This window comes from Streptomyces sp. B6B3, assembly GCF_039871525.1.
GTDB lineage: Bacteria > Actinomycetota > Actinomycetes > Streptomycetales > Streptomycetaceae > Streptomyces.
The window spans coordinates 186,167-207,958 of record NZ_JBDPLU010000009.1; the positions used below are offsets into that span (position 1 = coordinate 186,167).

A 21,792-nucleotide genomic window follows, 5' to 3' on the forward strand; every position below is an offset into this window, starting at 1 on the left:
AGAGTGAACGGGTGAAGATGTCTGGGGGAGTGGAATGGGCGCTGCACTGCTGTGTGGTGCTGACCTCCGTGGCCGAACCGGTGCCGGCCGTCCGCCTGGCCCAACTGCACGACGTGTCACCCACCTACCTGGCCAAACAGCTCCAGGCGCTCTCCCGCGCCGGGCTCGTGCAGGCGGTGCAGGGGAAGTCGGGCGGCTACGTGCTGACCCGCCCGCCGGAGACGATCACCCTGCTCGACGTCGTCGAGGCCGTCGACGGGCCGGATCCGGCGTTCGTCTGCACGGAGATCCGGCAGCGCGGCCCGTTGGCGACCCCGGCCGAGGCCTGCACGGCGCCCTGCCCGATCGCCGAGGCGATGGCGACGGCCGAGTCGGCACGCCGGGCCGCGCTGCGGTCCGTCACCATCGCGGACCTCGCCGAGCGGGTGGAGTCCGGCAGCGGGCCCGACGCGCTGACCGGCGTCGGCAGCTGGCTGCGCGCTGACGACCCGCACCCGACCGGGCGCGGGACACGAGAGGAGACGGGGACGTGACGGACGCGGACGTGACCGGCGGGGAGTCGGGGACGCTGGTCGAGCACGGCGGGGCGGTGCGGGCCCTCGCCGAGCGGTGGTTGGCCGAACAGCGGGACGCGGCGTCGGACGTCGTCCACTCCCCCGCCGGGCTGTGGCTGGCGCTGGCCGCGGTGGCGGCCGGCGCCGAGGGCGACACCGCGGACGAGCTGCGGGCGCTGCTGGGCGTGGCGGGCGAGGAGGCCGCGGCGGCGGCCACCGGGGTGGCCCGCGAGCTGGCCGGAACGGACGCGCTGGGCGTGGCCACGGGCGTGTGGTCGCGGGTGCCGGTCTACCGCGCGTTCCGGGAGTCGCTGCCGGACATCGGGTTCGGGCCGCTCCAGGAGCCGGAGGCGATCGACGCGTGGGTCCGCGACGCGACGGACGGCCTGATCGAGCGGCTGCCGGTCCGGGTGGCCGCCGACACCCTGCTGGTGCTGGTCAACGCGCTGCTGCTGAAGGCCCGCTGGGAGACGCCCTTCGAGGGGTCGAGCACCCACGACCGGCCGTTCACGGACGCGGCCGGCGTCGCGCACGCGGTGCCGACGATGCACGGTTCGGTCCCGCTCGGCGACGCGTGGCGGGCGCCGGCGGCGGGCGGCGACGAGCCGGTGGAGGTGGTGCAACTGCGCTGTGCCACGGAGACCGGCGGCCTTCCGGCGGTGGTCCGGTTCGTGCTGGGCCCGGAGGGCGCGCCGGCCGGCCGGGTGCTGCCGGCGGCCTGGGCGGGTCCCGAACGGCGCACCGGCCTCGACGCGGAGCAGGTGGTCCTCGCGCTGCCCCGGCTGGCCCTGCGCGGCAGCGAGGATCTGCTGCCGCGACTGCGGGCGCTCGGCATGCGGACGGCGGGTACCCGGGCCGCGGACTTCTCCCGGCTGTCGCCCGAGCCGCTGCGGATCAGCGAGGTGGTGCAGGAGTGCGTGCTGCGGGTCGCGGAGCGCGGGGTGGAGGCGGCGGCGGTCACGGCGGTGGCCATGCGGGCGGGTTCGGCGTACCGGCCGAGGCGGGTGCACGCCGTGCGGTTCGACCGGCCGTTCGGCGTGGTGGTGCTGGACGGCAGCGGCACGGTCCCGCTCTTCACCGCCTGGCAGGCGTCGGCCCCCGCCGCCGGCTGATCACGCCGGGACGGGCCGACGACGAGCGGGCGCGCGATGCCCCGGACCCCGGCGGGTCGCCCTCGCACACGGGGACGTACGCGGGCGTCGCCGCGGCGCCCCGGCGTGGGCCGGGGCGCCGCGGAAGCACAGCGCTAGCGAATCGCGCCGGCGGCCAGGCCGCCGGCCAGGCGGCGTTGGACGATGACGAAGAAGATCAGCACGGGGAGGGTGATCAGCGTGGAGCCGGCCATGACCGCGCCCCACTCCGTCTCGTACTGGCCGAAGAAGCGGTGCAGCCCGACGGCCGCCGTGTACTTCTCGTCGTCCTGGAGGAAGGTGACCGCGAAGACGAACTCGTTCCAGGCGACGATGAACGCGAACACGCTCGTCGCCACCAGGCCTGGCGCCACCAGCGGCAGCAGCACGGACCGGAACATCCGCCACCAGCCGCAGCCGTCCAGGTAGGCCGCCTCCTCGACCTCCTTCGGCACCGCGGCCACGAAGCCGCGCAGCGTCCAGATCGCGAAGGGCAGCGAGAACGCCAGGTAGACGATCGTCAGGCCGAGCAGGCTGTTCAACAGGTCCAGATCGCGCATCTGCAGGAAGAGCGGGATGACCAGCGCCTCCAGCGGCACCATCTGCACCACCAGGATCAGCACCAGCACCGTGGTGCGCATCCGGAACGCGAAGCGGGCCACGGCGACCGCGGCGAAGAGCGCGAGCAGCCCGGACAGCAGCACCGTGCCGAGGCCCACCAGCAGGGAGTTGAGCAGATAGCCGCCGAACTCGCCGGTGCCGAAGACGTATCTGAAGTGCTCCAGCGTGAGGCCCTCGGGCAGCACCGCGGAGCCGCGGTGGTCGGCCCCCGGGTCGAAGGCCGAGCTGACCATCCAGTAGACCGGGAAGAGCGTGAACAGCATCAGCGCCGTGACGCCGGCCGCCAGGCCGACGCGGCCGGCCGTCGTGGTCTGGGTCGTCCGGCTCACAGCTCGTCTCTCTCCTTGAACAGCGCCCGCACGTACACCACCGTGATGACGAGCAGCAGCAGGGTGAGCAGCACCGCGATGGCCGAGCCCATGCCGTACTCGTTCTGGTTGAAGGACCGGATGTAGGACCACACGCCGAGGTTGAGCACGTCCGGATTGGAGCCGGCGCCCCCCGGCATCAGGTAGATCTGCGCGAAGACCTTGAAGTCCCAGATGGTGGACAGGATGGTGACCACCATGAAGATCGGCTTGATGGTCGGCACCGTGATCTTCCAGAACCGCTGCCAGCCGTTCGCGCCGTCCACCAGCGCGGCCTCGGGCAGTTCCTTGGGGATGGTGAGCAGCCCGGCGAACACCGTGACGGCGACGAACGGGAAGCTGTGGTGCACCACGTTGAGGGTGGCGATGGCGTAGAACGACCACCGGTCGGCGAACCAGTTGGTCTCCCGCGGCTCGATCAGCCCGAGGCCGTCCAGGCCGCCGCTGACCGCCCCGTTGAGCGGGTCGAAGATCCAGATCCACACGTAGGTGCCGGTGACGGCGGGCATCGCCCAGGCCATCATGATCACGGTCGAGCAGATCGTCCGCCAGACCCTGCCGAGGCGTTCCAGCAGCAGCGCGACCAGGGTGCCGACGATGACGGTGAGCACGACGCAGGAGGCGGCGAACAGCACCGTGTTGAGCAGCACGGTGTCCCAGAGGAAGGAGTCGCCGAGGATCTCCTGGTAGTTGTCCAGGCCGTTGTAGTTGGACTCGCCGGTGTTGATCTCCCGCAGCCCGTAGTCCTGGAAGGACAGCATGCCGACCTGGACCATCGGCCAGAGCAGCAGCACGGCGAGCACGCCGAGCGCGGGGGCGAGCAGCAGCCACGGGCGCCAGCGGCGGGCGCCGACCGCGCGGACGGCGCCCATGCAGGCCCTGAGGACCCGCGAGGTCTCTTCGGGCCCGGCGGCCGTGTCCTCCTTGGCGAGCTTCCGCTCGTCGCCGGCCAGGGTGACCGCGCCGGGTCCCGTTTCCTGGCCCTCGCGGGGTGGTGCGGGAGAGACGGTGACGGGTTCCGGGGCGCCCGGGCCTTCCCGGCCAGAGGCGCCCCGGTCCTCGGGATCAGCTGCCACCAAAGGTCTCATCCATCGCCGCCGCCGCGTCGTCGGCGGCCTGCTGCACGTTCTTCTCGCCGGACAGGATCGCCTGGAGCATCTGCAGGGTGACCTGCTCGCCCTGGATGGTGCCGTAGTGCTCGGTCACCGGGACGCTGGCGCCGGCCTCGGCCATCTGCGTGGCGAACGGCGTGACCAGCGGGTCCTCCTGCGTCCGCACCTCGTCCAGGGCGGATGCCTGGCCGGGGAAGTAGCCGGAGGAGTCGGCCCACTGGGTGGCGAGCTCGCCGGTGCTCATCAGCTTGATGAGCTCCCAGGACAGCTCGGGGTCGTCGCTGTTGAAGTCGCCGAGCAGCGAGCCGCCGACGAAGGACGGGCTGTAACCCTCCTCCTGGCCGGGGATCGGCACGACGCCGACCTGGTCCTCCCAGGCCGGGTCGGCGTCCAGCAGCGTGGCGACCGTCCAGTTGCCGTTGATCACCATGGCGGACTCGCCGTCCTGGAACGACTGGAGCTGGTCCACCTCGTCCCAGGTGTTGGCCGCCGCCACCGAAAGGTCGTCCTCGGTGGCCAGTGAGGTGTAGAACTCGATGCCCTCGACGGCGGCCGGTTCGTTGATGGTGGCCTGCCACTCGCCCTCGTCGGTCTGCTCGGCGATGTCGCCGCCGGCGCCCCAGATGAACGCGTCCACGCTGTACTCGCCGCCGCCGATCACCGGGAACGGGATCATGTCCGGCTCCAGGTCCTTCAGCTCCAGCGCCACGTCGCGCAGTTCGTCCCAGGTGGTGGGCGGCTCCAGGCCGTGCTCCTCGAAGATGTCGGCGCGGTACATCAGCGAGCGGGTGCCGGCGTACCAGGGCATCCCGTACATCGCGCCGTCCACGGTCCCCGCCTCCTGGAGGGCGGGCACGAGGTCGTCGCCGAGGCCGTCGGCCTCGATGCTCTCCGAGAGGTCGGCCAGCGCACCGGCGGCGCCGAACTCGGCGGCCCACGTGCTGCCGATCTCGGCCACGTCCGGCAGCTCGTCGGCGGCCATCGCCCGGGTGATCCGGTCGTGCGCGTCGGCCCACTGGACGAACTCGACGTTCAGCTCGGCGCCGGTCTGCTCCCTGAACGCCGCCTTGAGGTCGTCGACATAGGGGTCGGCGTCGGGGTTGGTCCCCTCCATGATCCACAGGTCGAGCGACTCGCTGTCGCCGTCACCGCCGTCGTCCCCTCCGCAGGCGGTCAGCAGGCCGACGCCGAGGGAGAGCGTGGCCGCGGCGGCGAGAGCGCGGCGCGTGCGGCGACGGGGATGGTGACCCCCTGGTGAAAGCGGCATGCCGGTCCCCTCCTGGTCTAGATCAATGAGCCCGACTGAGCGTCGATTGTGGCAGCGCGGGCTCAGACGAGCCAGGTCGCGACATCACGGAACGGCACCGATTGTGGTGTAGACCACTGCCGTCTCGAAGCGCCGGACCAGGCCCGTGGCCGGCCCGGACGGGAACCCGTCGCCGGTGCGCTCCGTCACATCCACATGCGCTTCCGGAGCGAGCCAAGGACGGAACGAGCCAAAGGACCAAAGGAGCAGCCATGAACAGGCGTGCGATCGTCCCACTGGTGGCCGTGGTCGGCCTGCTGCTGGCCGGATGCGGCGAGGAGACCTCGGACGGCGGCGGAGCCGGGGGCAACGGCGCGGGAAGCAGCGCCGGAACCGGCGGCGGGAACGGTGGCGGGAACGACGGCGGGCAGTCCGACGACGCGGCACTGACCATGACGGAGGAGCAGTTCGGCCAACGGGCCGAGCAGATCGCCACGCAGTGGCCCGACGTGTCGGGCGTCGCGCCGGACCGGGACGACGCCCAGCTCGGGCTGACCTCGGACGCCGGACCCGCCGACCAGGAGATCACGGTGACGGTGGGCCGCGGGGCCTGCGATCTGGACTGGGGCGCCTGGCTGGAGGAGACCGACGACCTGGTGATCGTCGGGGCCTGGACCGAGCCGGACCCCGAGGCCGACGTCTGCACCGACCAGCTGATGCTGGAGGAGGTGGACCTGTCGCTGGGCTCCGACCTCGGTGACCGCGCGATCGTGGACGCGGGCACCGGCGAGGAACTGACGCGCGAGCCGAAGTGACGCGCCGCTGAGGCGCGGCGATGAGGCGTGGCGCCCGCCCGGCGTGGGGGCGGGGTCGGGCGCCACGCCGCACGTCCGCACGACGCTGTGCGGAACGAGCGTGCGGCCGATCAGACGGCGAGCGCCCGGTCGGTCGGGCGGATCGGGTAGGGCAGCGACGACTCGCCGCCGGACAGGAACCGGTCCACGCCGCGGGCGGCGGCCCGCCCCTCGGCGATGGCCCAGACGATCAGCGACTGACCGCGCCCCGCGTCGCCGGCCGCGAAGACGCCCGGCACGCTGGTGGCGTACTCGGTGTCGCGGGCGATGTTGCCGCGCTCGTCGAGGTCCAGACCGAACTGCTCCACCAGGCCGTTGTCCCGGTCGGTGCCGGTGAAGCCCATGGCCAGGGTGACCAGTTCGGCGGGGATCCGCCGCTCGGTGCCCGGCGTGGGGGTCAGCTTGCCGTCCACGAACTCCACCTCGACCAGGTGCAGCCAGCGCACGTTGCCCTCCTCGTCGCCCTCGAAGTGGGTGGTGGAGACGGCGTAGACCCGCTCGCCACCCTCCTCGTGCGCCGAGGTGACCTTGTAGGTCATCGGGAAGGTGGGCCACGGCTGGTGTCCGGGCCGGGAGTCGCCAGGACGCGGCATGATCTCCAGCTGGGTGACGGAGGCCGCGCCCTGGCGGTGCGCGGTGCCCACGCAGTCCGCGCCGGTGTCGCCGCCGCCGATGACCACCACGTGCTTGCCCTCCGCCGAGATCGGCGAGGAGACGAGGTCGCCCTCCTGCACCTTGTTGGCCAGCGGCAGGTACTCCATGGCCTGGTAGACGCCGGTCAGCTCCCGGCCGGGCACCGGCAGGTCGCGCGCGGTGGTGGCGCCGGCGGCGATGACCACCGCGTCGTACCGCTTGCGCAGCTTCTTCGCGTCGATGTCACGGCCGATCTCCACGCCGGTGCGGAACTTGGTGCCCTCGACCCGCATCTGCTCGATGCGCCGGTTCAGGTGGCGCTTCTCCATCTTGAACTCGGGGATGCCGTAGCGCAGCAGCCCGCCGACGCGGTCGGCGCGCTCGTAGACCGCGACGGTGTGGCCGGCGCGGGTCAGCTGCTGGGCGGCGGCCAGGCCGGCCGGGCCCGAGCCGATCACCGCGACGGTCTTGCCGGTCAGCCGCTGCGGCGGCTGCGGGGTGACGTGCCCGGCCTCCCATGCCTTGTCGATGATGGTGACCTCGACGTTCTTGATGGTCACCGCGGGCTGGTTGATGCCCAGCACGCAGGCGGACTCGCACGGCGCCGGGCACAGCCGACCGGTGAACTCCGGGAAGTTGTTGGTGGCGTGCAGCCGCTCGCTGGCGGCCTCCCAGTCGCCCCGGTAGGCGTAGTCGTTCCACTCGGGGATGAGGTTCCCCAGCGGGCAGCCGTTGTGGCAGAACGGGATGCCGCAGTCCATGCAGCGCCCGGCCTGCTTGCTGATGACCGGCAGCAGCGATCCGGGGACGTAGACCTCGTTCCAGTCCCGGACCCGCTCGGCGACCGGGCGGGTGCGCGCGATCTCCCGCTCGGTGGTGGTGAGGAAGCCCTTGGGGTCAGCCATTCGCCGCCTCCATCATCTTCTCGTGGGTCTCGGATTCGCTCAGTCCGGCCCGTTCGGCGGCGTCCTTGGCGGCGAGCACGGCCTTGTAGGTGATCGGCATGATCTTGCCGAAGCGGGGCAGCGCCCCGTCCCAGTCCTTCAGCAGCGTGTCGGCGACGGTGGAGCCGGTCTCCTCGGCGTGCCGGCGCACCACCTCGTGCAGCCAGGTCCGGTCGGCCTCGTCGAGCGCCTCGACGGCGACGAAGCCCGGGTTGACGAGCTGGGGGTCCAGGTCGAGAACGTACGCGACGCCGCCGGACATGCCGGCCGCGAAGTTCCGCCCGGTCTCGCCGAGCACCACGGCCCGGCCGCCGGTCATGTACTCGCAGCCGTGGTCACCGACGCCCTCGGCGACGACCACCGCGCCGGAGTTGCGCACGCAGAACCGCTCGCCGACCCGGCCGCGCAGGAACATCTCGCCACCGGTGGCGCCGTACGCGAGGGTGTTGCCGGCGATCACCGCGTGCTCGGGCAGATGGTCGGCGTCCCGGTCGGGGCGGACCACCAGCCGGCCGCCGGAGAGGCCCTTGCCGACGTAGTCGTTGGCGTCGCCCTCCAGCCGCAGCGTGACACCGCTCGGCAGGAACGCGCCGAAGGACTGCCCGGCGGATCCGGTGAAGGTGATGTCGATGGTGTCCTGCGGCAGCCCGACGCCGCCGAACCGCTTGGTCACGGCGTGACCGAGCATGGTGCCGACGGTGCGGTTGATGTTGCGGATGGCGAGCTGGGCCCGCACCGGCTGGGCGTCCTCCGGGGTCTCGGCGGACAGCGCGTCCGCGGAGAGCCGGATCAGCTCGTTGTCCAGGGCCTTGCCGAGGCCGTGGTCCTGCTCCGTGGTCCGGTGCCGGGCGGCGCCCTCGGGCAGCTCCGGCACGTACAGCAGCGGCGCCAGGTCGAGTCCCTGGGCCTTCCAGTGGTCCACGGCGCGGGAGACGTCGAGCAGCTCCGCGTGGCCGACGGCCTCGGCCAGCGTGCGGAAGCCCAGCTCGGCGAGCAGCTCGCGCACCTCCTCGGCGATGTACTCGAAGAAGGTGACGACGAACTCCGGCTTGCCGGTGAACCGCTCGCGCAGCACCGGGTTCTGGGTGGCGATGCCGACCGGGCAGGTGTCCAGGTGGCACACCCGCATCAGGATGCAGCCCGAGACGACCAGCGGGGCGGTGGCGAAGCCGAACTCCTCGGCGCCGAGCAGCGCCGCGATCAGCACGTCGCGGCCGGTCTTGAGCTGGCCGTCGGTCTGCACCACGATCCGGTCGCGCAGGCCGTTGAGCAGCAGCGTCTGCTGGGTCTCGGCCAGGCCGAGCTCCCAGGGGCCGCCGGCGTGCTTCAGCGACGTCAGCGGGGACGCGCCGGTGCCGCCGTCGTGCCCGGAGATCAGCACCACGTCGGCGTGCGCCTTGGACACGCCGGCGGCGACGGTGCCGACGCCGACCTCGGAGACCAGCTTGACGTGGATCCGCGCCGCCGGGTTGGCGTTCTTCAGGTCGTGGATCAGCTGGGCCAGGTCCTCGATCGAGTAGATGTCGTGGTGCGGCGGCGGGGAGATCAGGCCGACGCCCGGCGTCGAGTGCCGGGTCTTGGCCACCCACGGGTAGACCTTGGGGCCGGGCAGCTGGCCGCCCTCCCCCGGCTTGGCGCCCTGCGCCATCTTGATCTGGATGTCGTCGGCGTTGACCAGGTACTCGCTGGTCACGCCGAAGCGGCCGGAGGCCACCTGCTTGATGGCACTGCGCCGCTCCGGGTCGACCAGGCGCTCCGAGTCCTCGCCGCCCTCGCCCGTGTTCGACTTGGCGCCGAGCCGGTTCATGGCGATGGCCAGGGTCTCGTGCGCCTCCTTGGAGATGGAGCCGTAGCTCATCGCGCCGGTGGAGAAGCGCTTGACGATCTCGCTGACCGGCTCGACCTCCTCCAGCGGCACCGGCGGGCGCTCCCCGTTCCTCATCCGGAAGAGGCCGCGCAGCGTCATCAGCCGCTCGGACTGCTCGTTCACCTGCTCGGTGTACTGCCGGAAGATGTCGAAACGGCGCTGGCGGGTGGCGTGCTGGAGCCGGAAGACCGTGTCCGGGTCGAACAGGTGCGGTTCGCCCTCGCGGCGCCACTGGTACTCGCCGCCGATCTCCAGGTCGCGGTGCGCCGGCGCGACGCCGGAGGCCGGGTAGGCCTTGGCGTGCCGGGCGGCGACCTCGCGGGCGATGACGTCGATGCCGACGCCGCCGATCTTGGTCGTGGTGCCGTGGAAGTAGGTGTCCACGAAGTCCGGGTTCAGGCCGACGGCCTCGAAGACCTGGGCGCCGCGGTAGGAGGCGACGGTGGAGATGCCCATCTTGGACATCACCTTCAGCACGCCCTTGCCGAGCGCCTTGATGAGGTTGCGGATGGCGAGGGTCGGGTCGTCGCCGGGCAGGTAGGTGCCGCGCCCCGCCAGGTCCTCCACCGACTCCATCGCCAGGTAGGGGTTGACCGCGGCGGCGCCGTAGCCGATGAGCAGCGCGACGTGGTGCACCTCGCGCACGTCGCCGGCCTCCACCAGCAGGCCGACCTGGCTCCGCTGTTTGGTGCGGATCAGGTGGTGGTGCACGGCCGAGGTGAGCAGCAGCGACGGGATGGGGGCGTGCTCGGCGTCCGAGTGCCGGTCGGAGAGCACCAGCAGCCGGGCGCCGTCGGCGAGGGCGGTGTCCGCCTCGGCGCAGATCTCGGCCAGCCGGTCGGCGAGCGCCGTGCCGCCGCCCGCGACCCGGTACAGGCCGGAGAGCGTCGCGGAGGCGAACCCGGGGAGGTCTCCGTCGGCGTTGATGTGGATGAGCTTGGCCAGCTCGTCGTTGTCGATCACCGGGAACGGGAGGGTCACGCTGCGGCAGGACGCCGGGGTGGCCTCCAGCAGGTTGCTCTGCGGGCCGAGCGAGGAGTACAGGGAGGTGACCAGCTCCTCCCGGATGGCGTCCAGCGGCGGGTTGGTGACCTGGGCGAACAGCTGGCTGAAGTAGTCGAAGATCAGCCGGGGCCGGTCGGAGAGCGCGGCGATGGGGGTGTCGGTGCCCATCGAGCCGATCGGCTCGGCGCCGGTCCGCGCCATCGGGGCCAGCAGGATGCGCAGTTCCTCCTCGGTGTAGCCGAAGGTCTGCTGCCGGCGGGTGACCGAGGCGTGCGTGTGCACCACGTGCTCGCGGTCCGGGAGGTCGGCGAGGTCGATCAGGCCGGCCTGCAGCCACTCGCCGTAGGGGTGCTCGGCCGCCAGCGTGGCCTTGATCTCGTCGTCCTCGATGATCCGGTGCTCGGCGGTGTCCACCAGGAACATCCGGCCCGGCTGGAGGCGGCCCTTGCGGACCACCCGGGACGGCTCGATGTCCAGGACGCCGACCTCGGAGGACAGCACCACCAGGCCGTCGTCGGTGACCCAGTAGCGGCTGGGCCGCAGGCCGTTCCGGTCGAGCACGGCGCCGACCTGGACGCCGTCGGTGAACGTGACGCAGGCGGGGCCGTCCCACGGCTCCATGATCGTCGAGTGGAACTGGTAGAACGCCCGGCGGTCGGCGTCCATCGACTCGTGGTTCTCCCACGCCTCGGGCACCATCATCAGCACCGCGTGCGGCAGCGTGCGCCCGCCCAGGTGCAGCAGCTCCAGCACCTCGTCGAAGGTGGCGGAGTCCGAGGCCTCGGGGGTACAGACCGGGAAGATCCGCTCCAGCGCCTCCTGGCCGCCGAACACGTCGCCGACCAGCTGGGACTCCCGGGCCCGCATCCAGTTGCGGTTGCCCTGGACGGTGTTGATCTCGCCGTTGTGCGCCACGAAGCGGTACGGGTGGGCCAGCGGCCAGCTCGGGAAGGTGTTGGTGGAGAACCGCGAGTGCACCAGGGCGATGGCGCTGGCCAGCCGCCGGTCGGACAGGTCGGGGAAGAACGGCTCCAGCTGCCCGGTGGTGAGCATCCCCTTGTAGACCAGCGTGCGGGAGGACAGCGAGGGGAAGTAGACGCCGGCCTCGTGCTCCGCGCGCTTGCGCAGCACGAAGACGCGACGGTCGAGCGCCAGCCCGGTCCGCGGGGTGGCGGCTGCGTCGACCGGGGCGTCGGCCAGGAACAGCTGGCGGAAGGACGGCATGGTCTCCCGGGCCGCGGCGCCGAGCAGTTCGGGGGCCACGGGCACGTCGCGCCAGCCGAGCACGGTCAGGCCCTCGTCGGCCGCCAGACCCTCGACCGCGGCGACGGCCGTGGCCGCCTCGTCCGGGTCGGCGGGCAGGAACGCGATGCCGACGGCGTAGCCGCCGACCGCGGGCAGCTCGAAGGGGACGGTGGCGCGCAGGAAGGCGTCGGGGACCTGCATGAGGATCCCGGCACCGTCGCCCGTGTCGGGGTCACAGCCGGTGGCACCGCGATGCTCGAGGTTGCGCAGCACGGTCAGCGCCTGGTCGACCAGCGCATGGCTGGGCTCGCCGGTGAGCGTGGCGACGAAGCCCACGCCGCACGCGTCGTGCTCGTGGCGCGGGTCGTACATCCCCTGCGGTGCCGGGTGGGACGCTGAACGCATCGGCTCTCCCGTCGTCGTCTGGTGCGTGGTGATTCCGAGGGACGACGCTGGCCCTGGCAAGGAGATGAAAGTAAACGTACAGGTAACACAATGGGCCCGGATGCCGGGAAGCGGATAGCACTGTCCACGATACGGACTTGGCACCGCTGATGGCGCTACCGGCGACGGCGGGGTCTACCGCCCAGGGCTCGGGGTCGGCGCGGCGTCGCTGCTCGCGGCTGCGAGGCTCATGCCCCGCGTCAACGACCTGAAACCCTCAGGAAACAAAGCTTACCCATGAAGCACACCCGAATGACATAGCGTGGTGACCCGGGCGGAGTATTCCCCCCGGCGGCGGGGAGTAGCGATACGCCCCGCGGACGGGGCCCAGATCCTGTCCGGTGGGGCCCGCGAAGATCGGCCGGACAGGGCCTAGCCGACGGCGGTGCCGAAGAAGGAGCCGAGGCCGTAGCTGAGGGCCGCCGCGGCCGCGCCGAGGCCGAGCTGCCGGAGCCCGCTGAACCACCACGGCCGAGCCGTCACCCGGGCCACCAACGCGCCGCAGGCGAGGAGCCCGGCCAGCGCCAGCACGACGGCCGGCCACAGCGCGGTCGCGCCCAGCACGTACGGCAGCACCGGGAGCAGCGCGCCGAGCGCGAAGGCGGCGAACGAGGAGACGGCGGCGATGGTCGGCGAGGGCAGGTCGTCGGGGGCCACGCCCAGCTCCTCGCGGGCGTGCAGTTCGAGGGCCTGCTCGGGGTCGACGGACAGCTGCCTGGCGACCTCGCGGGCCAGCTCGGGATCCACCCCGCGGGCGATGTAGACCTCGGCCAGCTCGGTCAGCTCGGCCTCCGGATGGCGCCGCAGCTCACGCCGCTCGACGTCCAGCTCGGCGAGCACGAGCTCGCGCTGCGAGGCCACCGAGGTGTACTCCCCCGCGGCCATGGAGAACGCGCCCGCGGCGAGGCCGGCCAGGCCGGCGATCGCGATGGCCCGGGAGCCGGCCGAACTGCCCGCGACGCCGCTGACCAGGCCCAGGTTCGAGACCAGCCCGTCCATGGCGCCGAAGACGGCAGGGCGCAGCCAGCCGCCGGTGACGTCGCGGTGCTGGTGGTGCGCCTCGGCCGATCCGGGCATCGGGCGGGTCAGCGCCCGCCCGGCTCGGCACCGGCGGGGCGGTCACCGGCGGTGACGGTCTCGGCCTTCTCGTCAACCGTGGTCGCGTCGGCGGTCACCGGCTCCGCGGGCTCGTCCCCGGCCACTCGTTCGGTGGGCTCGGGGTCGGGCGTCACCTCGGCGTCCGCGTCCCCGGCCGACCTCCCGTCCGCGCGGTCGTCCGCGGCGGGCCCGTCGCCGTCCGCCGTCTCCTTCTCCAGGGACGGCTTGCCGGGCTCCGTCGTCCCGTCGACGTCGTCCGACGCCGGTCCGGCGTCGTCCACGGTGCCGGCGTCACCGTCGTCGTCGCCGTCGGCGCCCGGCTCGACGAGCTTCTCGCGGCCCGGGCGGCGGAGGGCGGAGATGACCAGGTAGGCCACGGCGGCCAGGAAGACCACGAGCGAGGTCCAGTTGTTCAGCCGCATGCCGAGGAACTCGTGGGCCTCGTCGATCCGCAGCGACTCGATCCAGAACCGGCCGGCCGTGTAGGCGGCGACGTAGAGCGCGAAGGCCCGGCCGTGGCCCAGCCGGAACCGGCGGTCGGCCCAGATCACCAGGACGGCGACGCCCAGGCACCACAGCGACTCGTAGAGGAACGTCGGGTGGAAGGTGCCCTCGTCGATGCCGTTGTCGATCTCGACGGCCCACGGCAGGTCCGTCGAGCGGCCGTACAGCTCCTGGTTGAACCAGTTGCCCCAGCGCCCGACCGCCTGGGCGAGGGCGATCCCGGGCGCGAGGGCGTCCGCCATCGGCGGCAGCGCGATGCCGCGGCGCCGGCAGGCGATCCAGGCGCCCAGCGCCCCGCCCGCGATCGCGCCCCAGATCCCGATGCCGCCGTCCCAGATCTGGAACGCGTCGACCCAGTCGCGCCCGTCCCCGAAGTACAGCTGGTAGTCGGTGACGACGTGGTAGATCCGGGCCCCCACCAGTCCGAACGGCACCGCCCAGACGGCGATGTCGGCGACCGTGCCGGGGCGCCCGCCGCGCTCGACCCAGCGTCGTCCGCCGAGCCAGATGGCCAGGAAGACGCCGACGATGATGCACAGGGCGTAGCCGCGCAACGGGAAGGGCCCGAGGTGGATCTCGCTCTCGCTCGGGCTGGGGATAGAGGCAAGGATCTCCATGGTGGATCCGACGCTACCCTGCGGGCGGCCGACAGGGAATCCGCGTCCGGCGATCGTCCACTGTGTCACCGAGTGTCCGCTTTGGCGCGCGCTCGGTGACGCGGGCTCCCCGGCTCAGCCGGCCGCCAGCTCCTCCACCCGCTCCCGCAGCGACTCCGGGGTGAGCGGTTCCTGGACGTTGCCGTAGACATCCTCGCCGTTCAGCAGGACGGTCGGGGTGGCGTTGAAGTCCGAGTTGAGGAAGTCGGCGGTGGACTGTTCGACCCACTCGTCGTGCCGGCCGCTCTTCACGCAGTCCCGGAACGTCTTGTCGTCGAGGCCCTCCACCTCGCCGGCGAGGTCGATGAGATGGTCCGTGTCGGCGAAGGCGTCGTCGGTCTCCTCCGGCTGGTTCCGGTAGAGGACGTCGTGGTACTCCGTGAACCGGTCGGCGTCCCGCGCGCAGGCGGCGGCGTTGGCGGCGGCCTTCGAACCGGTGCCTCCCATGTTGCCGTCGATGATGGTGACCAGGTGGTAGTCGACCTGGAGCTGGCCCTGCTCCGTGAGGTCGTGGATGGTGTCGCGGAAGGCGTCCTCGAACCCCGCGCACGCCGGGCAGCGGAAGTCCTCGTAGACGGTGAGCGTCGGGGTGCCGGGCTCGCCGACGCTGATCGGCGCGGCGTCCTGCCCGTCGCCGCCACCGTCGTCGCCGTCGCCGTCCTGGGCCGCGGCGAAGACGCCGGCCGCGGTGGCCACGCCCAGCACCAGGACGGTCGCCCCGACCACCTTGGCCAGCCGCAGCCGCCGCTCCCTGGCCTGTTCGCGCTCGCGCTCCTGCCGCAGCCGCTCACGGGCGGTGCTCTTTCCGTCACGGTTCTTCTTGCTCACGCCCGTGCAACGAACCCGGCCCGGGCAGGACACGGGCGCGCGGGCGCCTTGGGCCGGATCTGACGAAGCGGTGACGTCCGCCGGTTGACGGGCCGTTTCGAGCGTCCGCTCACCTAGCGTGAGCAGGGTGACCGCTTCCCAGACGTCGGGCCCCGCGACCCCGACGACGCAGCCCGCAGGGACCACGCCAGGGACGCCGCCGACGCCGCCGCCGCGGCGGTCCTCCGCCGGCCGGCGGGCGGTGGCCCGGCTCGCGTCCCGGAACGGGGCCGACCTGCTCGCCGCCGGACTCGCGGCGGCGCTGCTCGCCCTCGCCTCCGTGATCGGCTTCGCGATCAACGAGGACAACCGGCTGATCCTCCGTTTCCCCCCGATCCACGCCCACTGGGACCCGCATCTGGGCCCGGGCACCCCGGCCGCCCTGCTCGTCGCCGCGCTGGTCGTGGGGTACGGGCCGGCGGTCGCCCGGCGGCTGCGCTGGCGGAGGCTGCTGGCCGCCACCTGGGGCGGGTCGATGGCGTGGATCTGGTCGCTGGCGCTGGTGGACGGCTGGCGCGACGGGATCGCGAACCGCTTCTACCAGAAGTCGGAGTACCTCCAGACCGTCAACGACGAGGAGGCGTGGAGCTGGGCGGAGATCCGGCACTTCCTCGGCACCTTCACCGACCACATCCTGATGGGGGCCCCGGAGCACAACTGGCCGGCCCACGTCGCGGGGCATCCGCCGGGCGCCACCCTGACCTTCGTCGGCCTCGACCGGATCGGGCTGGGCGGGGGCGGCTGGGCCGCGGCGTTCTGCGTGACCGTGGCGGCCAGCACGGGGGTGGCGGTGCTGGTGACCGTCCGCGCGCTGGCCGGTCCCGGCCGGGGCGAGCGGCTGGCCAGGCGGGCCGCGCCGTTCCTGCTGCTGGCCCCGGCCGCCGTCTGGATGGGGGTCTCGGCGGACGGCTACTTCGCCGCGGTGGCCGCCTGGGCCGTGGCCCTGCTGACGCTGGCCGCCACCCGGACGGTGCGGGCCCCGCGGGCCGCGGCGCTGGGCTCCGGGCTGCTCTTCGGCCTGCTGCTGTACCTGTCCTACGGCCTGACGCTGATGGCGGTGGTGGGCGTCGCGGTGCTGCTGCTCGCCCGGAACCCGCGCCCGTTGCCCTGGGTGCTGCTCGGCATCGTGCCGTGGGTGGTGGCCTTCACCACCGCCGGATTCTGGTGGTACGAGGGCTACACGACCCTGGTGGAGCGCTACTACCAGGGCGTCGCCGAGCACCGGCCGTACGCGTACTTCGTGTGGGCCAACTACGCGGCCCAGGTGCTGACCGGCGGGCTGGCCACGGTGGCCGCGCTGCGCCGGACGGCGTGCGCGCTGCCGGGCGCGACCCGTGGCGCGCTCGGCGCGCTGCGCGCCGGCCGGCCCACGCGGGGGTGCGCGGCGCTGCTCTGGCTGGTCGCGGCGGCGGCGCTGGCGATGCTGGTCGCGGACCTGTCGGGGATGAGCAAGGCGGAGACCGAGCGGATCTGGTTGCCGTTCCTGGTGTGGCTGCTGCCGGCCACCGCGCTGCTGCCGGCCCGGTGGGCCCGGTGGTGGCTGGCCGCCCAGGCGGTGCTCGCGCTGACCGTCAACCACCTGCTGGTGACGCACTGGTGAGCGGCGTGCCGACGAGACGACGCCGGGGCCTCCTCGGCCTTCCGGGCTGGCCGCCGGAGCGACCGGCGCTGCTGCCCCGCTTCCGCGGCCGGCTGCACGATCCGCGCACCGCGACGGCGATCGGCCGCTGGCTGGGGGCGGCGGTGCTGGTCTGCTTCCTGACCGGACTGGTCAGCCACGGCCTGCAGCGCCCGCCCGACTGGCTGGCGCCGCGTCTGCCGGCCCGTCCGGTGTGGGGCTACCGGGTGAGCCAGGGGCTGCACGTGGCCACCGGAATCGCGCTGGTCCCGTTGCTGCTGGGCAAGCTGTGGGCGGTCTACCCGCGGCTCTTCGCGTGGCCCCCGGCGCGCTCGCCGTGGCACGCGCTGGAACGGCTGTCCATCGCGGTGCTGGTGTCGACGGCGCTGCTCGAGGTGGCGCTCGGCCTGCTGAACATCTTCCAGTGGTACGCCTTCCCCTTCTCCTTCCGGCCGGTGCACTACGCGCTGGCCTGGGTGCTGGCCGGGTCGCTGCTGCTGCATCTGGCGGCGAAGGCCCCGCTGATCGTCGAGCACTGGCGACGCGCGCCCGCCGGCGCGGACCCCGACGCCCGGGAGCGCCGCTCCCTGCTGCTGGGGCTGGGCGCGGCCGTCGGCGCGGTGACGGCGGTGACCGCGGGGCAGACGTTCGCGCCGCTGCGGCAGCTGACGCTGCTCGCGCCGCGCGACCCCGACCACTCCCGGCAGGGCGTGCCGGTGAACCGCACCGCGGCCGAGGCGGGCGTCGGACCGGCCATGGTGGCGGCCGACGCCTGGCGGCTGCGGGTCGCCGGACCGCGCGGCTACGCGCTGACGCTGGCGGAACTGCGCGCGCTGCCGCAGCACACGGCACGGCTGCCGATCGCCTGCGTGGAGGGCTGGAGCGCGTCGGCGGACTGGACCGGCGTGCGGCTCGCGGACCTGCTGGACCGGGCCGGGGCGCCGGCGGGCTCGGCGGTCCGCGTCGTGTCGCTGCAGGCGCACGGCGGCTACCGGGTGATGGAGATGCCGGCCGGCTACACCCGGGACCCGTTGACCCTGCTGGCGCTGCGGCTGAACGGCGCCGAACTGTCGCTGGACCACGGCTTCCCGGCGCGGATCATCGCGCCGAACCGGCCGGGCGTGTGGCAGACCAAATGGGTCTCCCGGATCGAGGTGCTGGCATGAGGCGGCCGCGGGGCATGACGGCGGCGCGCGGGGCGCTCGGCCTGGTCGGGTGCGGGCTGCTGGTGTGGGGTGGCTGGCTGCTGCTGGGCGAGACGGACGCCGACTCGCTGCGGGGCGTGGCGTACTGGCTGCTGGCGGCCCTGCTGGCGCACGACCTGCTGCTGGCGCCGCTGGTGCTGCTCCTCGGCCTGGCGCTGGGGCGGACGGGCGGCGCCCGGCGCGCGCTGCGCGCCGGGCTGCTGGCGGCCGGCTGCGTCACGCTGGTCGCGCTGCCGCCGCTGCTCCGCCCCGGCACCCCCCGCAACCCGACCGAACTGCCGCTGGACTACCCGCGCAACCTGCTCGGGATCCTGCTCGCGGTGGCGCTGGCGACCGCGGTGGCGCTGGCGGTGGCGGTCGCGCGCCGGTCCCGCCGGACCCCGGACCCGCGGGACCCCTGAGCCGGGCCCGACCCGGGTCCCGGCGGGCCCACCCGATCGCGCCCGAGGCACCGCACCGGCCGATCGCTGCCGTCGCGGTACGACGACGAGTCGCACCGGGCCGTCGCCGGCAGGATCCCCGCCCCGCACGTCCGCGTCCCTCCGGGGCCGCGGCCCGACCGACAGGGCGCTGGGGTGGGCACCGGCCCCCACCCCGGGCCGCGGCCCCGCGGCGAGCGGCCCCACGCCGCGCCGGCCGTGCCCCACCCGCGGAACCACGTGGCGACCACGCGTCCGGGGCGGATCCGCACGCACGCGTGCGGCCGCCGGGCGGGGACTGGCCCAGGGCAACGGGCGGCACGGCGCCCCCGGCACGCCCCGGCCCCGCCGAGCATCGGGTCTCCCCGAGGAGCACGACGCCACCCGCCGGGGTGTGCCTGCCCTCCGGGACGGCACGGGCCGGAGGCGGGCGGCGCCGGAGGGCGTGTCCGGGACGCGTGTCCGGGTAGGCGGGCCGCCCGGGTCGGCGCCGACGGTCGGCCCCGTGGGCACGAGGCCCGGGCGGAATGGCCGACCGGCGCCGCGGGGCAAGCGCTGCCGCTACGTCTGGAAGGCGAGGAAGGCGCGGCCCTGTACGGTCCAGCGGCCGGCGGGGGTCCAGCCCGTGCGCGTCGCGTGGGCGTGCAGCGCCTCCTGGCCGACGCGGGCCCAGGGAAAGGACGGCCCCGCCGGGGCCGTGCCGTCGTCCAGCCGGACCTCGAACCGCTCGTCGACGTCCGCCGCGTCGGCCTCCGCCAGCAGCAGCCCGCCGGGCGTGACCAGCCGGCGTATCCGGCGCAGCAGCGCGGCGGGGTCGCCGCCGATGCCCACGTTGCCGTCCATCAGCAGCACGCTCCCCCACCAGCCCTCGCCCGGCAGCTCGTCGAAGACCGAGCGGAGCAGCGCGGCGCCGCCGTCGCCGCGGGTGCGGGCCACGGCGGCCGGCGCGGTGTCGATGCCCAGCGCCGGGCGGTCCGCCCGGGCCAGCGCGATGACCATGCGCCCGGGGCCGCAGCCGACGTCGAGCACGGTGCCGGCGCAGCGGCGCAGGACGGTCCGGTCGGCCGCGTCGGGCGTGGCGCACCAGCGCTCCACGTCGAGCCGCAGCCGGCGGCCGTCCGCCCGGCGCAGGAACAGCGGGCCGCGTCCCTCGGCCAGCGCGGTGCCGTACGGGTCGGCGGACCAGGCCACGGCCGCGCTGTCGGGTGCGGTGGCGAGCGTCATCGGACCACGACCTCCCGCAGTCCGGCGAGGCGGGCGGCGAAGCGCCCGCCGGGCGCCTGGCGGGCGGCCACCGCCGCCGCGTCGGCCGCCGTGTCGACGTCCCGCAACACCGGTAGGTCGGCCACCGCCAGGCCCGCCGCGACCAGCCGGCGCCGCTGCACGAGGCCGGTCGTCGACGTGGACATCGGCACGCCGCGCACCAGCGCCGGGTCGGGTTCGGCCAGGCCGAGCGCCCAGAAGCCGCCGTCCGCCGCCGGGCCGAACCACGCCCGGCCCGGCGGCCAGGAGTCGGGGCGGGTGGCCGGGGCCAGCAGTTCGGGCGTCAGCTGCGGGGTGTCCATGCCGACCAGCAGCGCGGGACCGGTGTCGGCGCAGGCCGCGAACGCGGCGGCGATGCGCTCGTCGAGCCCACCGCCCACCTGCGGCACGACCTCGAAGCCGGCCGGCAGCCAGGACCCGGGCCGGCCGTCGAGCACCAGCACGCGCCGGCGCGCGGGCATCCCGAGCGCCGCGTGCAGCGTGTCGGCCAGCGCCGCCTCGGCGAGCGCCGCGGCCTGCTCCGGCGTGAACGGCGGGCAGAGCCGGGTCTTCACCCGGCCCGGCACCGGTTCCTTGGCGATGACCAGCAGCGTGGCCAGGCCGGCGGTCACCGCAGCACCGCCCGCATGTCGTGCACCGCCTGCCACGTGCCACGCCAGGTGCCGGTCACCTTGGAGCGGCCGGCCCGCGGCCGGTAGGGCACCTCGGTCTCCTCGATGCGCCAGCCGGCGTCGGCGGCGCGCACCACCATCTGCAACGGGTAGCCGCTGCGCCGGTCGGTCAGCGCGAGGTCGAGCAGCGATTGCCGCCTGGCGACCCGCAACGGCCCCAGGTCGTGCAGCCGCACGCCGGTGCGCCGGCGCGTCATCCGGGACAGCGCGCGGTTCCCGAGCCGGGCGTGCAACGGCCACGCGCCGCGCGTCGTGGGGCGGCGCCTGGCCAGCACCAGGTCCGCGTCGTCCGCGATCACCGGCGCCGCGATCCGCGGCAGCTCGGCCGGGTCGAGCGACGCGTCGCAGTCGCAGAACGCGACGAGCTCGGCCTCGGCGGCCAGCAGGCCGGCATGGCAGGCGGCGCCGAACCCGCGCCGGGGCTCGTGGACGACGCGGGCGCCGAGTCCGGCGGCGAGCTCGGCCGAGCCGTCGGTGGACCCGTTGTCCACGACCAGCGCCCGCCAGCCACGCGGGACCCGCCCCAGCACCCAGGGCAGCGCCTCGGCCTCGTTCAGACAGGGCAACACCACGTCGCCCCGTGCGGATTGCACAGAGTGGGAGTCGATCACCCCTCAACCCTACGAGGACAACCAGGACATACCGGGACACCCGATGCTTACGAAACCCTGACGTCGTGGGCCGGGGCGGGCGCCCGCCCCGCGCACGTGCCCCTCCCGGTGTGACACTCGACGCCATGAACGCGCCTGTGCAGCAGCCCGAGCGGCCGTCCCGCCGCGTCCTCGTGGTGGACGACGATCCGACCGTGACGGAGGTCGTCGCCGGCTACCTCGACCGGGCCGGCTTCACCGTGGACCGCGCGGCGGACGGCCCGGGCGCGCTGGCCCGCGCCGCCACCCACCCGCCCGACCTGGTGGTGCTCGACCTGATGCTGCCGGGACTCGACGGGCTCCAGGTGTGCCGGCGGCTGCGCGAGGCGGGTCCGGTGCCGGTGGTGATGCTGACGGCGCGCGGCGACGAGGAGGACCGGATCCTGGGCCTGGAGGTCGGCGCCGACGACTACGTCACCAAGCCGTTCAGCCCGCGCGAGCTGGTGCTGCGGGTCGCCTCGGTGCTGCGCCGCGCCGGCGCGCCGGCGGGTCCCGGGGGCGCCCGGGCGCTGCGGGGCGGCGGCATCACGCTCGACCCGGCCGCCCGCACCGCCGCGGACGGGCGCGGGCCGCTGCGGCTGACGCTGCGGGAGTTCGACCTGCTGGCCCACTTCCTGCGCCATCCGGGGCAGGCGTTCAGCCGGGAGCAGCTGATGGCACAGGTGTGGGGCTGGGACTTCGGCGACCTGTCCACGGTCACCGTGCACGTGCGGCGGCTGCGGCACAAGGTGGAGGCCGATCCGGCCCGGCCGCGGCTGATCACCACCGTGTGGGGCGTCGGCTACCGGTTCGACGCGCCGGACGAGGGGTGAGGGCGG

18 protein-coding genes are annotated in these 21,792 nt (G+C 74.1%); 7 read left to right on the forward strand and 11 right to left on the reverse strand.

Features of this window, described 5'->3' with window-relative positions; genetic code table 11:
• Window positions 1-17 precede the first annotated feature (17 nt).
• Both ABGB06_RS20385 and ABGB06_RS20390 read left to right on the forward strand, forming a co-directional pair.
• The gene (locus ABGB06_RS20385; protein ID WP_347591615.1) at window positions 18-533 is read left to right on the forward strand and encodes an Rrf2 family transcriptional regulator; all 516 of its coding nucleotides are present in this window, start codon (window positions 18-20) and stop codon (window positions 531-533) included.
• Window positions 530-1,666 carry a serpin family protein gene (locus tag ABGB06_RS20390; protein ID WP_347591388.1) on the forward strand — a complete coding sequence of 379 codons (1,137 nt, stop codon included), beginning with the start codon at window positions 530-532 and terminating at the stop codon, window positions 1,664-1,666. Before ABGB06_RS20385 ends, ABGB06_RS20390 begins: the two co-directional genes overlap by 4 nt.
• Before the next feature lie 134 nt (window positions 1,667-1,800).
• On the opposite strand, the gene ABGB06_RS20395 is transcribed toward ABGB06_RS20390, so the two are convergent.
• The 3 genes from ABGB06_RS20395 to ABGB06_RS20405 form a co-directional block, all read right to left on the reverse strand.
• Window positions 1,801-2,568: a carbohydrate ABC transporter permease gene (locus tag ABGB06_RS20395; protein WP_347591616.1), complete on the reverse strand. Its 768-nt coding sequence runs from the start codon at window positions 2,566-2,568 to the stop codon at window positions 1,801-1,803.
• Between the two features lie 62 nt (window positions 2,569-2,630).
• Complete coding sequence (locus tag ABGB06_RS20400) at window positions 2,631-3,749, reverse strand: sugar ABC transporter permease (RefSeq protein ID WP_347591390.1); 1,119 nt, start codon at window positions 3,747-3,749, stop codon at window positions 2,631-2,633.
• Window positions 3,739-5,052, reverse strand: a complete 1,314-nt coding sequence (locus ABGB06_RS20405; RefSeq protein WP_347591392.1) for an extracellular solute-binding protein — start codon at window positions 5,050-5,052, stop codon at window positions 3,739-3,741. The genes ABGB06_RS20400 and ABGB06_RS20405 overlap by 11 nt, the downstream gene beginning before the upstream one ends.
• 251 nt (window positions 5,053-5,303) lie before the next feature.
• Here ABGB06_RS20405 and ABGB06_RS20410 point away from each other — a divergent pair, with 251 nt between their 5' ends.
• A complete protein-coding gene (locus tag ABGB06_RS20410) occupies window positions 5,304-5,846 on the forward strand; it encodes a hypothetical protein (RefSeq protein WP_347591394.1) in 543 nt (180 codons plus the stop codon).
• A 110-nt stretch (window positions 5,847-5,956) separates the two neighbouring features.
• Here ABGB06_RS20410 and ABGB06_RS20415 read toward each other — a convergent pair whose 3' ends face one another.
• The 5 genes from ABGB06_RS20415 to ABGB06_RS20435 all read right to left on the reverse strand — a co-directional run bounded on the left by ABGB06_RS20415 (window position 5,957) and on the right by ABGB06_RS20435 (window position 15,109).
• Complete coding sequence (locus ABGB06_RS20415; protein WP_347591396.1) at window positions 5,957-7,423, reverse strand: glutamate synthase subunit beta; 1,467 nt, start codon at window positions 7,421-7,423, stop codon at window positions 5,957-5,959.
• A complete protein-coding gene (gltB, locus tag ABGB06_RS20420) occupies window positions 7,416-11,984 on the reverse strand; it encodes a glutamate synthase large subunit (protein ID WP_347591398.1) in 4,569 nt (1,522 codons plus the stop codon). The genes ABGB06_RS20415 and gltB overlap by 8 nt, the downstream gene beginning before the upstream one ends.
• 411 nt (window positions 11,985-12,395) lie before the next feature.
• Window positions 12,396-13,100, reverse strand: coding sequence for a VIT1/CCC1 transporter family protein (locus ABGB06_RS20425; RefSeq protein WP_347591400.1), 705 nt, complete (start codon window positions 13,098-13,100; stop codon window positions 12,396-12,398).
• A gap of 8 nt (window positions 13,101-13,108) precedes the next feature.
• Window positions 13,109-14,242, reverse strand: a complete 1,134-nt coding sequence (gene lgt / locus ABGB06_RS20430) for a prolipoprotein diacylglyceryl transferase (protein ID WP_347591402.1) — start codon at window positions 14,240-14,242, stop codon at window positions 13,109-13,111.
• Between the two features lie 114 nt (window positions 14,243-14,356).
• Complete coding sequence (locus ABGB06_RS20435; protein WP_347591404.1) at window positions 14,357-15,109, reverse strand: thioredoxin domain-containing protein; 753 nt, start codon at window positions 15,107-15,109, stop codon at window positions 14,357-14,359.
• A 241-nt stretch (window positions 15,110-15,350) separates the two neighbouring features.
• Here ABGB06_RS20435 and ABGB06_RS20440 point away from each other — a divergent pair, with 241 nt between their 5' ends.
• The 3 genes from ABGB06_RS20440 (at window position 15,351) to ABGB06_RS20450 (ending at window position 18,372) form a co-directional block, all read left to right on the forward strand.
• Window positions 15,351-16,748, forward strand: coding sequence for a hypothetical protein (locus ABGB06_RS20440; protein WP_347591618.1), 1,398 nt, complete (start codon window positions 15,351-15,353; stop codon window positions 16,746-16,748).
• 68 nt (window positions 16,749-16,816) lie between these two features.
• Window positions 16,817-17,932 (forward strand): molybdopterin-dependent oxidoreductase, encoded by a 1,116-nt coding sequence (locus ABGB06_RS20445; protein WP_347591620.1) that lies wholly within the window; start codon window positions 16,817-16,819, stop codon window positions 17,930-17,932.
• A complete protein-coding gene (locus tag ABGB06_RS20450; protein WP_347591406.1) occupies window positions 17,929-18,372 on the forward strand; it encodes a hypothetical protein in 444 nt (147 codons plus the stop codon). The genes ABGB06_RS20445 and ABGB06_RS20450 overlap by 4 nt, the downstream gene beginning before the upstream one ends.
• A 579-nt stretch (window positions 18,373-18,951) precedes the next feature.
• Here ABGB06_RS20450 and ABGB06_RS20455 read toward each other — a convergent pair.
• The 3 genes from ABGB06_RS20455 to ABGB06_RS20465 are packed head-to-tail and all read right to left on the reverse strand — an operon-like array spanning window position 18,952 to window position 20,917.
• Window positions 18,952-19,614 (reverse strand): class I SAM-dependent methyltransferase, encoded by a 663-nt coding sequence (locus tag ABGB06_RS20455; RefSeq protein ID WP_347591408.1) that lies wholly within the window; start codon window positions 19,612-19,614, stop codon window positions 18,952-18,954.
• Window positions 19,611-20,264, reverse strand: a complete 654-nt coding sequence (locus ABGB06_RS20460) for a DUF2064 domain-containing protein (RefSeq protein ID WP_347591410.1) — start codon at window positions 20,262-20,264, stop codon at window positions 19,611-19,613. The genes ABGB06_RS20455 and ABGB06_RS20460 overlap by 4 nt, the downstream gene beginning before the upstream one ends.
• Window positions 20,261-20,917 carry a glycosyltransferase family 2 protein gene (locus ABGB06_RS20465; RefSeq protein WP_347591412.1) on the reverse strand — a complete coding sequence of 219 codons (657 nt, stop codon included), beginning with the start codon at window positions 20,915-20,917 and terminating at the stop codon, window positions 20,261-20,263. Before ABGB06_RS20465 ends, ABGB06_RS20460 begins: the two co-directional genes overlap by 4 nt.
• Before the next feature lie 143 nt (window positions 20,918-21,060).
• On the opposite strand from ABGB06_RS20465, the gene ABGB06_RS20470 reads away from it, so the two are divergent.
• Entirely contained in the window at window positions 21,061-21,786 is a 726-nt protein-coding gene (locus ABGB06_RS20470; RefSeq protein ID WP_347591414.1) for a response regulator transcription factor, read from the forward strand.
• Window positions 21,787-21,792: the final 6 nt, after the last annotated feature.